Annotated in this window: 11 protein-coding genes and 1 riboswitch; of the genes, 7 read left to right on the plus strand and 4 right to left on the minus strand. The window is 43.9% G+C overall.

The genetic code is table 11. From position 1 onward, the window contains the following. Positions 1–86: 86 nt before the first annotated feature. Positions 87–1055, minus strand: a complete 969-nt coding sequence (locus ACEZ3G_RS13945) for an electron transfer flavoprotein subunit alpha/FixB family protein (RefSeq protein ID WP_432426126.1) — start codon at positions 1053–1055, stop codon at positions 87–89. A gap of 30 nt (positions 1056–1085) precedes the next feature. Further along, a complete protein-coding gene (locus tag ACEZ3G_RS13950) occupies positions 1086–1826 on the minus strand; it encodes an electron transfer flavoprotein subunit beta/FixA family protein (RefSeq protein WP_432426127.1) in 741 nt (246 codons plus the stop codon). A gap of 176 nt (positions 1827–2002) precedes the next feature. On the opposite strand from ACEZ3G_RS13950, the gene ACEZ3G_RS13955 reads away from it, so the two are divergent. The 4 genes from ACEZ3G_RS13955 (at position 2003) to ACEZ3G_RS13970 (ending at position 8752) form a co-directional block, all read left to right on the plus strand. Next, positions 2003–2980 (plus strand): pyruvate dehydrogenase complex E1 component subunit beta, encoded by a 978-nt coding sequence (locus tag ACEZ3G_RS13955; protein ID WP_432426128.1) that lies wholly within the window; start codon positions 2003–2005, stop codon positions 2978–2980. 125 nt (positions 2981–3105) lie between these two features. Then, entirely contained in the window at positions 3106–5601 is a 2496-nt protein-coding gene (locus ACEZ3G_RS13960; protein WP_432426129.1) for a DUF5686 family protein, read from the plus strand. Between the two features lie 111 nt (positions 5602–5712). Further along, a complete protein-coding gene (locus tag ACEZ3G_RS13965; protein ID WP_432426130.1) occupies positions 5713–6240 on the plus strand; it encodes an inorganic diphosphatase in 528 nt (175 codons plus the stop codon). Positions 6241–6355: 115 nt separating this feature from the next. Next, a complete protein-coding gene (locus ACEZ3G_RS13970) occupies positions 6356–8752 on the plus strand; it encodes a sodium-translocating pyrophosphatase (protein WP_432426131.1) in 2397 nt (798 codons plus the stop codon). Positions 8753–8820: 68 nt separating this feature from the next. Here the strand turns inward: ACEZ3G_RS13970 and ACEZ3G_RS13975 are convergent, their stop codons facing one another. Then, positions 8821–9522: an energy transducer TonB gene (locus ACEZ3G_RS13975; protein WP_432426132.1), complete on the minus strand. Its 702-nt coding sequence runs from the start codon at positions 9520–9522 to the stop codon at positions 8821–8823. Between the two features lie 193 nt (positions 9523–9715). Between ACEZ3G_RS13975 and ACEZ3G_RS13980 the strand changes: the two genes are divergently transcribed. Beyond that, entirely contained in the window at positions 9716–10720 is a 1005-nt protein-coding gene (locus ACEZ3G_RS13980; RefSeq protein ID WP_432426133.1) for an App1 family protein, read from the plus strand. A gap of 20 nt (positions 10721–10740) precedes the next feature. On the opposite strand, the gene ACEZ3G_RS13985 is transcribed toward ACEZ3G_RS13980, so the two are convergent. Further along, on the minus strand, positions 10741–11355 hold the full coding sequence (locus tag ACEZ3G_RS13985; protein WP_432426134.1) for a deoxynucleoside kinase: 615 nt from the start codon (positions 11353–11355) through the stop codon (positions 10741–10743). A 410-nt stretch (positions 11356–11765) separates the two neighbouring features. On the opposite strand from ACEZ3G_RS13985, the gene metK reads away from it, so the two are divergent. Next, complete coding sequence (gene metK, locus ACEZ3G_RS13990; RefSeq protein WP_432426135.1) at positions 11766–13022, plus strand: methionine adenosyltransferase; 1257 nt, start codon at positions 11766–11768, stop codon at positions 13020–13022. 75 nt (positions 13023–13097) lie between these two features. Beyond that, positions 13098–13234, plus strand: a riboswitch (SAM riboswitch). 122 nt (positions 13235–13356) lie between these two features. Next, positions 13357–14649 (plus strand): O-acetylhomoserine aminocarboxypropyltransferase/cysteine synthase family protein, encoded by a 1293-nt coding sequence (locus ACEZ3G_RS13995; protein WP_432426136.1) that lies wholly within the window; start codon positions 13357–13359, stop codon positions 14647–14649. Positions 14650–14701 lie beyond the last annotated feature (52 nt).

Raw genomic sequence — 14701 nt, forward strand, 5'->3', positions numbered from 1 at the left:
TTAAATAGTTGGGCGCACCAGATATTTAAACAGCCCTTTCGTTCCAATGCATTGGCAATTGGAACCGACGCGCAAATTAACAAAAATTAAGAGTTCTGAGCTTTAAATTCCTTTAATTTTTCGGTGAGTTGCGGAACAACCTCGAAGGCATCGCCGACGATGCCATAATCGGCCGCCTTAAAGAAAGGCGCCTCGGGATCGGTATTGATGACCACTTTGACCTTTGAGGCACTTACCCCGGCCAAATGTTGAATGGCCCCTGAAATACCGATTGCGATATACAGATTACTGGCCACCGGTTTTCCGGTCTGTCCGACGTGCTCGCCATGAGGCCTCCAACCCATATCGGAAACGGGTTTGGAACATGCGGTCGCGGCACCCAATACCTCGGCTAGTTCTTCTACCATTCCCCAGTTTTCAGGTCCTTTCAAACCTCTTCCTCCTGAGACGACAATATCGGCATCGGCAATCGTTACCGTACCTACCGCCTTATCGATTTCAACGGATCTTACGTTAAAATTACCGTCTTCCAACGATGGGGCAAAGGTTTCTACCGCAGCTGTGGCATCGTTTTCATGGGTTCCGAACGCATTGTTCGAAACGCCTATTATCTTTACATCGGTGTTGATCCGTGTATGTGCAAAACCCTTGTTGCTAAATGCCGTTCTCTTTACGGTCAATGGATTTGTACCTTCTGGTGCGGCGACGACATTGGGGGCATAGCCCGCTTCAAGTTTGGCGGCCAAGATCGGGGCCAAAAATTTGCTATCGGTGCTTGAACTCACGATAATGACCTGTGAACCTTCTTTTGTCGCGGCCTGGGCAATTGCATGGGCATAGGCCTTGGCATTGAAGGTCTTGAGCTTATCATCTGAAACACTTAGAACTTTTGATACTCCATAGGCGCCCAAGCTCTCATTGTCTTCAGCGTTTACGGAAATAGCCGTTACCGTTGTGCCCATTTGATTGGCGACCTCATGGGCATATGAAGCGACCTCAAAGGCATTCTTCTTGAATTTTCCGTTTTCTGATTCGGTATATACTAATACTGACATAAAGTTTTTAATTTTTGGGTTTTTAGATCGTTAAATCACTTTCGCCTCGGTGTGCAAAAGGTTTACGAGATCATCAACATTATCTACCAATTTGACCGCACCTTTAGGCGCCGGTTTCTCGAATTTGGCATCGGTGGTCGCGTTGATCGCTTCGACAGGTTCGACCACGTTCAGCTTTTTCTGGCGCGCCATCATAATACCTCTCATATTGGGAATTCGAAGGTCGCTTTCTTGGACCAATCCTTTTTGGCCCCCTACAACAAGAGGAAGGGTAGTGGTTATTTTTTCCTTTCCGCCGTCGATTTCGCGTATAGCGGTAGCGTTGTTTCCCTCAATTTCGAGATTGATGCAGGTATTGACAAAATTCATATCGAGTAAAGTGGCCAATATTCCGGGCACCATGCCACCGTTATAGTCGATGGATTCCCTTCCGCCAATGACAAGATCATAGCCGCCATCCTTTACCACTTGCGCCAATTGCTGGGCGACAAAAAAACCGTCGGTAGGTACGGCATTGACCCGAATGGCCTCATCGGCACCTATGGCCAGTGCTTTTCGCATGGTAGGTTCGACCGAAGCTTCGCCGACCGTGGCAACATGCACCGTGGCCCCTTGTTTTTCCTTGAACCACATGGCGCGGGTCAAGCCGAACTCATCGTTAGGGTTGATTACGAACTGTACGCCGTTCGTATCGAATTTCGTATCGCCTTCGGCAAAATTTATTTTGGAAGTAGTGTCGGGAACATTACTTATACATACTAAAATCTTCATAAAAAGGGCTTTAAAATGACTGCGCTAAGATAACCATTAATTTTCGAAAATATTATGCATGCATAATAAATTTTGAAACTTTTTTTAGTCCGTACCGATGATCTATTGATGGATATTTTCATATTTTTGCTTGCATTCAAAAAAGCGAACGCACAACACGATAAGCAAATCGATACATGAAGACACTACAATTTAGAGAGGCCATAGCGGAGGCAATGTCTGAAGAAATGCGCAGGGACGAATCTGTTTACTTGATGGGTGAGGAAGTGGCCGAATACAATGGCGCTTATAAGGCCTCGAAGGGAATGTTGGACGAATTCGGTGACAAGCGCGTTATCGATACCCCTATCTCTGAGTTGGGTTTTGCGGGTGTAGGTGTCGGATCCACCATGACCGGCAATCGGCCGATAATCGAATTTATGACCTTCAACTTTGCCTTGGTGGGTATCGACCAGATTATCAACAACGCTGCCAAGATCAGACAGATGTCGGGCGGGCAGTTTCCTTGTCCGATCGTGTTTCGTGGGCCGACCGCTTCTGCAGGTCAGTTGGCGGCGACCCATTCGCAGGCTTTTGAAAGCTGGTATGCCAACTGTCCGGGTTTGAAAGTAGTAGTTCCTTCTAATCCCGCTGATGCCAAAGGTTTGTTGAAATCGGCCATTCGTGACGATGATCCGGTAATTTTTATGGAGTCGGAGCAGATGTACGGTGATAAGGGCGAAGTGCCCGAAGGAGAATTTACGATTCCCCTTGGAGTGGCAGATATTCGCAGACAGGGATCCGACGTGACCATTGTATCTTTTGGAAAGATCATCAAGGAAGCCGATAAGGCTGCCGATGAACTCGAAAAGGAAGGAATCAGTTGCGAGATCATTGATTTGCGAACGATAAAACCGATGGATTATGAGGCGATTTTGACCTCGGTCAAAAAAACCAACCGTCTTGTAGTCTTGGAAGAGGCCTGGCCGTTCGGAAACGTCGCCACCGAGATTACCTATCATGTGCAGGCACATGCCTTCGACTATTTGGATGCCCCTATTCAAAAAATAAACACCGCCGATACTCCTGCGCCATATTCCCCTGTACTTTTGGAGGAATGGTTGCCGAATCACGAAGACGTCATCAAGGCTGTTAAGAAAGTGTTATATAAATAAGGTTTAAGAAATTGTACGACTACTTTTGCTCCGCAGCCAAAAAACTGCGGAGTTTTTTTTATTGAACTCAAGACGGGTTCATTGGTACGCTATTTGATAAATCAGTTTCGAGAACTAAACTTTTAATGAAAAAATTTCTCTTTTCCATACTCTTGTTGTCGGCATATTTCGCCGACGCCCAAACAAAAGTTGGCGGTATGGTGACCGATGAGACTGGTGAACCGGTGGCCTTTGCCAACATTCTTTTCAAAAATTCGACCGAAGGTACCATTACCAATGATGACGGACGGTTCTATATGGAATCGGATATGACCCATGATACGCTGGTCGTTTCCTTCATCGGCTTCGCCGAACTTGAGATCTTGTTGACTTCAAAGGTCAATTACGATATGAAAATCGTTTTAAAAGAAGCTACCGAGCAACTAAAAGAAGTTGTACTGATCGCGGGTAAACAACCGAAAAAGAACAATCCTGCGGTTGATATCCTTAGAAAGATATGGGAGAAAAAAAGGCGGAACGGCCTACGTATGTTCGAGCAATACAAATATGATAAGTACGAAAAAGTGGAGTTCGACCTGAATACGATAGACAGTTCGGTGATGAAAAGTAAGATTTTCAAGGGACTTGAATTCGTTTTTCAAGATCTTGATACCTCAAGGATAACAGGAAAAACCTATCTGCCCATCTTTTTGAACGAAAAATTCTCTAAAGTCTACGGTGATAACCTATTGAATGAAGAAAAGGAAGATATTCTGGGAAGTAAAAATTCCGGATTTGAAAACAATCAGGCCCTCACCGCTTTTATTCAAGATATGTATGCCGAATACGATGTGTACAATAATTATATAGAATTCTACGATAAAAGCTTCACCAGCCCGCTTTCAAGAACAGGTGTCGACGTGTATAATTACGCGCTTCGCGATAGCGCCTTTATCGACAACAAATGGTGTTATAATATCGTCTATTATCCCCGGCGCAAGAACGAATTGACGTTCAAAGGCGATTTTTGGGTAAACGATAGTACGTACGCCATCAAGAATATCAATCTGCAAGTCACCAAAAGTGCCAATCTGAACTGGGTAAAGGAATTTTATATCGAGCAAGATTTCGAAGTTGTCAACGATTCGGTCTTTCTTTTAAGGCGCGATTATATGCTGACCGATTTCAGCTTCCGAAAGAAAGAAGAATCAAGGGGTATCTATGGCAAGCGAACCACGGTTTACGATAATCATATGTTCGATATTCCCAAACCGAAATCGTTTTACAGGGCAGAGAGTAATCCGTTCGACCCTTTGGTAATGAACCGCGACAGTACTTTTTGGGAAAATAGCCGATTGGAAACCTTGAACAAAGACGAAAAGGGGGTTTATCAGCTTTTAGACACCCTGAAGACCGTGCCTAAGTTCAAATCGTATTATAACCTGATCAGTATTCTCGGTTCGGGCTATGTCGAAGTCGACAAGTGGAACATCGATATCGGGGACGTTTACAGTGTTTTTGGATACAACGATGCCGAGGGCGTAAGATTGCGCGCCGGAGCGCGCACCTATTTCGGACAGAACGATCCATGGCGCCTTGAAGGATACATGGCCTATGGTTTTAAAGATAATAGGGTAAAGCACGGTATTTCGGGCAAATGGCTGGTAGACCAAAAGACAAGGTTGATCTTTTCTGGCGGACATCGTCGCGATGTCGAACAACTGGGTTTGAGCCTTACCTCTACAAATGACGTGCTGGGGAGGAGTGTTGCGTCCTCATCGGTTCTTACAGTAGGGTCCAACAACCGATTGACCAATATCGACCTAAGTACCTTTAGTATGGAGATGGAGCCGGTGACCAATTTTAGAATACGGTTCGGTAGTTCGTTCAGAACGCTGAGTTCGGCACTGCCCGATGCATTCAGTTTGGATTATATCGATGCCGATTCCCCTACGGGTATTTCCTCTGAGATAAAACAGTTCGATATCAGTACCCTGCTGATCTATACGCCAGGTAAAAGAGTGATCGGCTATGGCGTTGAACGTTATGATATCAATGATGACTACAGCACGCTGCTATTGAATTACACAAGAGGTCTCGATGGCTTTCTGCAAAGTGATTTTAATTACAGCAAAATTCAGTTTTCCTATAGCCAGCCATGGCAATTGGGCGGTTTCGGAAGGTTATTGAGTACCGTGGAAGTCGGTAAGACATTTGGAGAGGTTCCTCTAGGACTTTTAAACGTAATCCCCGGAAACCAGACGTTGTTTTCGCTATATAATGCCTTTCCCAATCTCGATTTCTACGAATTTGTAACAGATACCTATACTTCGGTACACTTGGAACACAATTTTAACGGTAGATTGTTTTCTAGGATACCATTTCTACGCAAACTTAATTTGAGGGAGATTGTCGGGTTACGCGGCGTTTGGGGAGAACTATCGAATGAAAATATAGCCCTAAGCTCCCCGACGAACATACCGTTGCAGGCACCTTCAGACAAGATTTACTATGAGTATTCGGTAGGGGTAGGAAACATTTTTAAGATCTTTCGAATCGATTTTAATTTTAGGGGCAATTATTTGGATGCCCCAAATGCACGCCCTTTTGCCGTTACCGGAAGCTTCGGCTTTAGTTTTTAAGCAATTCTCTTCACAGAAGTATCATTAACCGCTTTAGAGGTATTTTAACGATTTCAATAGCGCAAAGGTCGTTGATCGAAGTACCTTTGTAATCCCAAAAAACAGATAAATATGAGCGCAGACGAAATTACCTCTTTTGACGTATTGATAGAGATTCCAAAGGGCAGTAGAAACAAATATGAATATGACTTTGAGCTAAAAAAGATCCGATACGACCGAATGATTTTTTCGTCGATGATGTATCCGGCGGATTATGGTTTTATTCCAGAAACTTTGGCTCTGGACGGCGACCCACTTGATGTTTTGGTACTTGTGACCGAACCGACCTTCCCCGGTTGTGTTATGGAAGTCAAACCGATCGGCGTTTTTCACATGGCCGATGAAAAAGGTCCCGATGAAAAGGTAATCTGTGTGCCTGTGTCGGATCCCATAGCCAATTCTGTGACCGATTTGAGCGACCTCAATCCGCATTTGATAAAAGAAATAGAACATTTTTTCAAGGTTTATAAAGATTTGGAAAAGAAGAAAGTCGATGTAGGAGGGTGGGGCGATGTTCTCGAAGCGAAAGAAATAGTTGCAAAATGCATAAGAAGGTTCGGCCGAAGCGATGTACCGAGCGAAGAGGTCAGTATTAAATAAAAGGCTACGACAGAAGTCAATAGAAAGCAATATCCCTCAAAAAGATATTGCTTTTTTATTCTGATAGGTTTTCCTATTTTTGCACGCATTTTAAAATTATAAACAACTGATCAATATGGATTTACTAGTGAACTTCTTACCGGCCTTTGGTGTTTTGGCCTTGATTTATGTCTTCGTTAGGAGCGGATGGGTTTCAAAGCAAGATGTCGGGGATGAAAAGATGGCCCGGATCGCCAAAAACATTGCCGATGGTGCCATGTCTTTCTTAAAGGCCGAATATAAGATTCTCTCGATTTTCGTCGTGGCCGTAGCTGCACTTCTATTCGTCAAAGGAAGTAACGAGGTAGGCTCGAACGGTATGGTAGCGGTATCGTTCATTGTAGGTGCCATTTGTTCTGCTTTGGCAGGGTTTATCGGTATGAAGGTCGCTACCAAAGCGAATGTCAGAACTACCAATGCGGCAAGAACATCGTTGGGCAAGGCCCTAGAGGTTGCTTTCGCAGGCGGCGCCGTTATGGGCCTTGGTGTAGTTGGTCTCGGTGTTTTGGGTCTGAGCGGTCTGTTCAAGTTCTACAGTGGAATGGGCTGGGGCATCGGTGAGGTGCTGAACGTACTTTCCGGTTTTTCATTAGGAGCTTCCTCTATTGCACTTTTTGCGCGTGTTGGTGGTGGTATTTATACCAAAGCTGCCGATGTCGGTGCCGATTTGGTCGGTAAGGTAGAAGCAGGTATTCCAGAAGATCATCCGTTGAACCCCGCAACCATTGCCGATAACGTAGGAGATAATGTTGGTGATGTTGCCGGTATGGGCGCCGATTTATTTGAATCATATGTCGGGTCGATTATCGGTACGATGGTATTGGGTGCGGCCTTTACGCAGATTCCGGCATTTGAAGCAGCTTTTGATGGTTTAGGAGCAGTTTATCTACCACTGGTTTTGGCCGCGGTCGGAATCGTTATGTCCATTATAGGGACCTTCTTTGTAAGAGTTAAGGATGGCGGAAATCCCCAAACGGCATTGAACATAGGTGAGTTCGGTTCTGCCGGTCTTATGTTGGTCGCTTCCTATTTTATCATTGATATGATGCTTCCCGCAAGCTGGACTTTTGGAGGCAACGAATATACTTCATTGGGTGTTTTCTGGGCGGTACTTGCAGGTTTGGTCGCTGGTCTTGCTGTGGGTAAGATCACCGAATATTATACCGGTACGGGAACAAAGCCCGTAAATAGTATCGTGCGCCAGTCTGAAACTGGTGCTGCAACGAACATTATCGCAGGATTGGGTGTGGGCATGATGTCCACCATGTTCCCGATATTGTTCATTGCCGCTGCTATTTTGGTGTCGCACCATTTTGCGGGATTATATGGAATCGCCATTGCTGCGGTAGGAATGCTTGCCAACACAGGAATTCAATTGGCCGTTGACGCCTATGGCCCGATTTCGGATAACGCGGGTGGTATAGCCGAAATGGCCGAATTGCCGAGTGAAGTACGCGAACGAACCGATAAATTGGATGCCGTTGGAAATACTACTGCTGCCATCGGAAAAGGTTTTGCTATCGCTTCTGCGGCTTTGACGGCTTTGGCCTTGTTCGCCGCCTTTATGCAAACGGCCAACGTGGTCGCGATCGACGTTTCAAAGCCAACGGTAATGGCCGGTTTGTTGGTCGGTGGAATGCTACCGTTTGTATTCTCGGCCTTGTCGATGAATGCAGTAGGTCGCGCTGCCATGGCCATGATCGAAGAGGTGCGCCGCCAATTTAGGGACATTCCACAATTGAAAGCGGCCTTAGAGGTAATGAGGGCCGTTGATTCCGATATGTCAAAAGCGACTCCAGAGCAAAGGGCGATTTTCGATGCCGCTGATGGTGTTGCCGAATACGATAAGTGTGTTGCCATTTCTACGACCGCTTCGATCAAGGAAATGGTATTGCCCGGACTTTTGGCCATCGCCGTGCCCGTTGCGGTAGGCTTCATTGGAGGAGCTGAAATGTTGGGCGGACTATTGGCCGGTGTTACCACGGCAGGGGTTCTGATGGCTATTTTTCAGTCAAATGCAGGAGGTGCGTGGGACAATGCAAAAAAAATGATCGAGGAACAAGGTAGAAAAGGTACCGATGCCCATAAGGCTGCCGTTGTCGGTGATACTGTTGGTGACCCGTTCAAGGATACTTCAGGGCCATCATTGAACATTCTTTTGAAATTGATGTCCGTTGTGGCTTTGGTCATTGCGCCAAGTATTGCCTTGAACGTTACGGGCATGGCCGGTAATGACAGTAACATCGAAAAAACCATAAAGGTGACCATGGATGCTAATGATAGTGATTTGGCCGAAGCTACCGTACAATATACAACGATGTTGAACGGTGAAGAGGTAACCGAGGAAAAGACCTTTAAAGGAACAAAGGCAGAAGTGGAAGCCCAGTTAAAGGAATTTGAAGATACTACCATTGATTCAAAAGGGAAAGAAACTGAAATTACTATCGAAAAAGTTGATATAAAGAAGCAGTAACTTCCAAAGTAAATAAAAAAAGGGATGTAGGTTACTACATCCCTTTTTTTGTATTTATTACAATAGGTCTATTGTAATTTAAACGTAATAGGAATACTAAAAGGTACTTTGACAGGGGTGCCACTTTGTTTTCCCGGTGTCATTTTAGGAAGTTTGCCTATGATTCTTGTTGCTTCTTCCCCTAGATTTTTATCAGGACTTCTGAGAATTCGTATTTCTCCGATACTTCCATTCTTCTGAATGACAAAATTCATATAGACCTTTCCTTGAATATTCATTTCTTGGGCAATTTCCGGATAGCGAAAAGTATTTCTGATATGTTTTAACATCATCGTTTGAAAACAGGCCCGTTTGTCGGTTTCGTTTTCACATCCTGGAAATACCGGAACGCTTTCTATTACAGAGAAGGGTATGGCAATATCTTCTTCAGGTTCTTCGACCACCACACTGTCGATCGCGATGGGCGTATCCGGAAAAGGTTCGGTAACGGCAATAGGCGTTTCATCGATTTCGGGGTCGTCGGGCACAACATCTATTATTGTTGGCGCCACAGGTGGCGGGGGCGGAGGAGGGGTCTTTAACTGAAAAACAGGCACTTCTTCCGTTAAATCATCATCAACATCCATTGAGATGTATTGGGGGTAATTTGTTTCATACGTCTTCCATTCCAATGCTATAAAAGTCAATAACATGACCAAGGCCAGTCCGGTCAAAAAATAGACGCTCCTATTTCGGTTCAGATCTTTTTTAGGGTTCTTTTTTGGTTTCATAATTCTGTGGTTTTATGTTCGGCGAAATGAACTCGTCATAAAGCGAACAGGTTGAACATTACCATAAATCTAGAAGATGTACCCGCATCATAAAATAAGGATTGAGTGTAAGGGTCATCTGAACGAGTGAACAAGCCATTTTTTCATTTCGCAAACTACTTTGTGAATTCGGCCTTTTCCTATATTTGGGCCAATGGGAGTATTCGGCAAAAAAGACAAGTTACAGATCATCGCTTTTCAGACCTATGGTACCGATGCCCATCTGTATTTAAGGGGAAGGGCTTTGGAGGATGAAGAAATCGATTTGGCCGATAAAGGATTCTTCAAGTTGATCCGTAACACATACCAACGCTTTGATGCCGATGAAATAAAACATACACCTTTAAATATCAAATTGGTCGACGGAAGGGCCGTTTCGGGCGAGACCAATGATGACGGATATTATTTGATAGACCTGCCGAGCAAAGATTTAAGTCAACTAATCAACGATGAAGGTTGGTTGCAATACGCGATTTCATACTCCGATTATTCGTTAAAAAGGGAAATTTTACATGAAAATCGTTTTCCCGGAGAAATGATGATTCCTCATGAAGATGCTGAATTCGGGATCATCAGTGATATCGACGATACGATTCTGTGGACGGGAGTGGCTTCTTTTTTAAAATGGCGCGCCATTCTCCGTACTTTTTTTTCTAATGTGGGCCAACGGATCCCACTCAAAGGAGCTGCCAAACTTTACCACCGATTACACCACGGAAAATCTGGTAAGGCCGTAAACCCGATTTTTTATGTAAGCAACAGTCCTTGGAACCTTTATCGGTACCTCGAATTCTTCCTGATCAAGAATAGCTTTCCCAAAGGGCCGATTCTTTTGAGAAGCTTGCGGGCCGCATTGACGAAAAACCACGATAATGACAGGCCACATAAGCAACACGAAATCCGTAATATTCTCAAAACGTACCCCGGTCTGAGTTTTATATTGATCGGGGATAGCGGAGAGTATGATGCTGATATTTATAAGGAAATAGCAGAAGAATATCCGAACCAGATATTGGCAATTTATTTAAGGGATGTCGGCCACAGAAAAAGAATGGTCCGGGTCAAGGATTTGTTCGCTGAATTTGATAGTACCCCGGTCTTGTTTGTGGAAAACAGCGATCAATTGGAGCTACACGCCAAGCAAATAGGATTGTTATAGCTTAATTTGTTCGCCCTTAATTAAAAGAGTCCATTGATCTCTGCATCGATCTTATTGATAATTGTTCCGAGATCTTCAGGGTTATCTACAAAATCAAGGTCATCGACGTCGATGACCAGCAAATTACCTTTTTCGTAGCCATGCACCCATGCCTCATAACGTTCGTTCAGTCGGCTGAGATAATCGATTGAGATCGAGTTTTCATAATCCCTTCCTCTTTTATGTATCTGCTTGACAAGGTTGGGTATCGAACTTCTGAGATAGATCAGAAGATCGGGTGGTTGCACCAAACTCTCCATCAGTTCAAAAAGGCTTGAATAATTGGTGAAATCTCGGTTGGTCATCAAACCCATTGCATGTAGGTTTGGTGCAAAAATAAAGGCGTCTTCATAAATAGTACGGTCTTGTATGATATTCTTGCCACTTTCACGAATCTTTAATATTTGTCGGTAGCGATGATTGAGGAAATAAATCTGGAGATTAAAGCTCCATCGCTCCATTTGGTTATAAAAATCATCGAGATACGGGTTGTCGACAACATCTTCGAAGTTGGCTTCCCATTTGTAATGATTGGCCAATAATTTGGTCAAAGTGGTTTTTCCGGCTCCAATGTTTCCTGCAACGGCAATATGCATTTTTGCACTATTTTATGGTTGGTGTCTTGCTTTTGATGATGACGCACAATATACGAAGTATATCGAGTTTTGGAAAAAATAGTAGGTGAAATACGCTTTTGTTGTACAGAGTCAAGAAAATGAAATTTAGGAAGGTCTACAACGCCCTATTCTTTTGTCCTGAAGGGATTTTTTGCCGAAAATTTAACCCCTCATATCAAAACTTAAGTGAAATAGTATTGTCACCATAACAATTTTCATATTTTTGCGTTCTCAAACGAGAGGATGGATTTGACTGATTGCAACCTCGAAATGTCGAAGATGAGTTCGGCGGAAAAAATGCTAAAGCAGTTGATATAATTCGGTTATATCATTCTACTTGGTAACTCGGTCAGGTCCCCATAGATATAAATTATAATTATTTAAATCGTATGTCATATTTATTCACTTCGGAATCGGTCAGTGAAGGCCATCCCGACAAAGTGGCCGATCAGATCAGTGATGCCCTATTAGACAACTTTTTAGCTTTTGACCCTGAGAGTAAAGTAGCTTGTGAGACCCTTGTGACTACCGGTCAGGTCGTATTGGCAGGAGAAGTAAAAAGCAATACTTATTTAGACGTTCAGAACATTGCCCGAGGTGTTATCAATAAAATCGGTTATACCGAAGGGGAATATCAGTTCAGTGGCGATTCTTGTGGGGTTATTTCGTTGATCCATGAACAGTCACAAGACATCAACCAAGGTGTCGATCGGGGCAAAAAAGAAGAACAAGGTGCCGGTGACCAAGGCATGATGTTCGGTTATGCCACAAAAGAGACCTCGAATTATATGCCCTTGGCTTTGGATATTTCACATAAGATCCTCCAGGTTTTGGCCGACTTGCGACGTGCGAAAAAAGAAATTAAATACTTACGCCCTGATGCAAAGTCGCAGGTAACCATTGAATATTCAGACGATAATGTGCCCCAACGTATCGATGCCATCGTTATATCTACGCAACATGATGCTTTTGATAAGAACGATGACAAGATGTTGGCCAAGATCAAGAAAGACTTGATCGAGATTTTGATTCCGAAGGTCAAGAAAAAATTACCCAAAAAGGTCCAGAACCTTTTCGACGATCAGATTACCTATCACATCAATCCTACAGGGAAGTTTGTAATCGGAGGCCCTCATGGTGATACCGGTTTGACGGGAAGAAAAATCATTGTTGATACCTATGGTGGAAAAGGAGCCCACGGCGGAGGAGCTTTCAGCGGAAAAGATCCGAGTAAAGTTGACAGAAGTGCGGCATATGCTTCACGCCATATTGCCAAGAACTTGGTTGCCGCTGGTGTTGCTGATGAAATATTGGTACAAGTAAGCTATGCGATCGGAGTGGTCGAACCGACTTCGATATTTGTGGATACCTACGGCAGGTCGAATGTTGATTTGACCGATGGTGAAATTGCAAAAAAGGTTGAGAGCTTATTCGATATGCGCCCTTTTGCCATTGAAAAGCGTCTAAAACTTAGAAATCCCATTTATCTTGAATCGGCCGCATATGGTCACATGGGCAAAGACCCCAAAGTGGTCAAGAAAGTCTATGAATCACCATATAATGGACGTGTTGAAAAAGAGGTCGAGCTTTTTACCTGGGAGAAATTAGACATGGTAGACAAGGTCAAAAAAGCATTCAAACTATAAATTTTTCAAAAAAAGTAGGGAATTTAAATATTCCGACTATATATTTGCCCCAACAAAGTTCAAACACGTATTGAATAGTTATCAAGAAAGGTGGAGGGAATAGACCCTTTGAAGCCTTAGCAACCCTTTGTAATATCCGATGGCTATCGGTTCAAAGAAGGTGCTAAATTCTACTGTGTGCTGAATTCTATTCGGTATCCGGCAGATAACGTAAATAAATTACATCCGTAATTTTTCACTTTCTTATAACTTTTTGATTTAGCCGATTCGCATTGTCCGCGTTTTGGGTTTGGCTTTTTAATTATTTGTTTAACGATTAAAAATCCTTAAAATCATGAGTAATCAAAAATTTTCAACGAACGCCCTTCATGCTGGGCATGACACAACTGCCAATGGTGGTACTAGGGCGGTGCCTATTTATCAGAGTACGGCCTATGTCTTCAACAATGCCGACCATGCGGCGAATTTATTCAACCTGTCGGAACCCGGTTTCATCTACACGAGACTGAACAACCCTACCAATGATATTCTTGAACAACGCTTGGCTACTTTAGAGGGGGGTATTGCCGCAGTTGCGACGGCTTCCGGTACCGCGGCCATATCAACGGCGCTTTTGGTTCTTTTGCGTGCCGGTGATCATATAGTTGCCTCGAACAGCCTTTACGGGGGTACTTATAATTTATTGTCGAATACTTTACCAAGACTGGGAATTACCACAACTTTTGTCGACCCCGAAGATCCCACCAATTTTGGAAAAGCAATTGAGGAAAATACGCGTGCAATTTTTGTGGAATCCTTGGGGAATCCGAAGTTGGATGTTCTCGATTTAAAAGCTATTTCCTCTGAAGCCAAGGCGGCCAAAATTCCTTTTATTGTAGACAATACGGTAGCGACGCCCGCTTTGTTGAATCCGATTGAATATGGCGCCAATATCGTTATCCATTCCCTGACCAAATACATCAATGGCAATGGCACTGCACTAGGTGGTGCTATTATCGATGCGGGAACTTTTGATTATGGCAATGGGAAATTTCCCGAGTTTACCGAGCCTTCCCCCGGTTATCACGGTTTGGTCTATCACGAAGCCTTGGGGCCTGCCGCTTTTATCGCCAAAGTTCGTATCGAGGGCCTTCGTGATTTCGGTGGGGCACCCAGCCCTTTCAATTCTTTCCAAATCATCCAAGGATTGGAAACTTTGGAAATACGCATGAAAAAACACAGTGAAAACGCCCTGGCACTTGCCGAGTGGCTTGAAGACAGAAATGAGGTGGCCTGGGTGAACTATCCCGGTTTGAAAACAAGTAAATACAAGGCACAAGCCGACGCCTATCTTCCAAAAGGCCAAAGCGGAATCGTCACGTTTGGGGTAAAAGGCGGATTCGATTCCGCGAAAAAAATAGCCGACAACACAAAATTATTCTCCTTGTTGGCGAATATCGGCGACTCAAAATCATTGATTATCCACCCGGCAAGTACGACCCACCAACAATTGGATGATGCGGCACAAGAATCGACCGGGGTAACGAAAGATTTGATCCGTCTTTCTGTCGGTCTTGAAGATTTGGAAGATTTAAAGGCAGATTTGAAAAGTGCGTTCGCCACTATCGACAAATCGGTTTTTGCTTAAAAGAATTAAGTCATAACGGGTACAGTGTCGGTGTTTTTATTTCGGCACTGGG

Source organism: Meishania litoralis (assembly GCF_042611095.1).
In the GTDB taxonomy this organism is placed as follows: Bacteria; Bacteroidota; Bacteroidia; order Flavobacteriales; family Flavobacteriaceae; genus Meishania; species Meishania litoralis.